Raw genomic sequence first — 695 nt, forward strand, 5'->3', positions numbered from 1 at the left:
GCACAGGTCGATGCACTCGTCGCAGATGTAGACGCCCGGGCCGGCGATGAGCTTCTTGACCGACTTCTGGCTCTTGCCACAGAACGAGCACTTGAGCAGGTCGCCGCTCTCTCCCACGCGTGCCATCCGTCATCCCTTCGTCGAGCGACCCGCCGCGAGACGGGTGTGCGTACCCGACGACGGTAGTCGACGGGGCCCTCGCTGCCCCTCATTGAATCCCGCGTGGCGGGCGCCGGCCAAGGCTGTTCGCGCTGGGCGCAACGGACGCGGAGTCCCCGCACGCCTCGCGTCGCGAATCACTCTCAAATGGACACACGACCAACACCTGTTGTTCATTTCCAGGACACCTTGCCAGGACAACCTTTGCGCGTGCTCGAAGACCCCCCCACGCTCTCGCCGCAGGCGCACCCGCCCGCGCCCCTCGGCCCCCCGCCGCCACGCCGCGGCCGGCCCGTCGGTGAATGGTTGACGGCGGCAGCGCTGCTGCTGCCCAACCTCGCGCTGTTGGCCGTGTTCACCTACCGACCACTGATCGACAACATCCGGTTGTCGTTCACCGACTGGACGCTGTCGGCGCCGACGCTCAACTACATCGGTCTGCAGAACTACTCGACGTGGCTGCACGACGCCAACGCGCACCAGGTGCTGCGCAACACCGCCATCTTCACCGTCGCGACGGTCGGGTTGTCGATGAT

Annotated in this window: 1 protein-coding gene and 1 pseudogene; one reads left to right on the forward strand and one right to left on the reverse strand. The window is 66.8% G+C overall.

Going from position 1 to position 695, the window contains the following annotated elements:
• A partial coding sequence (locus tag ACLB9X_RS34390) for a ClpX C4-type zinc finger protein (RefSeq protein ID WP_410364343.1) occupies positions 1 to 126 on the reverse strand: 126 nt, incomplete at its 3' end.
• Positions 127 to 369: 243 nt separating this feature from the next.
• Between ACLB9X_RS34390 and ACLB9X_RS34395 the strand changes: the two are divergent.
• Positions 370 to 695: pseudogene (locus tag ACLB9X_RS34395) on the forward strand (hypothetical protein); the annotation flags it as partial.

Source organism: Streptomyces sp. 5K101 (assembly GCF_046506645.1).
Classification (GTDB): domain Bacteria; phylum Actinomycetota; class Actinomycetes; order Streptomycetales; family Streptomycetaceae; genus Streptomyces.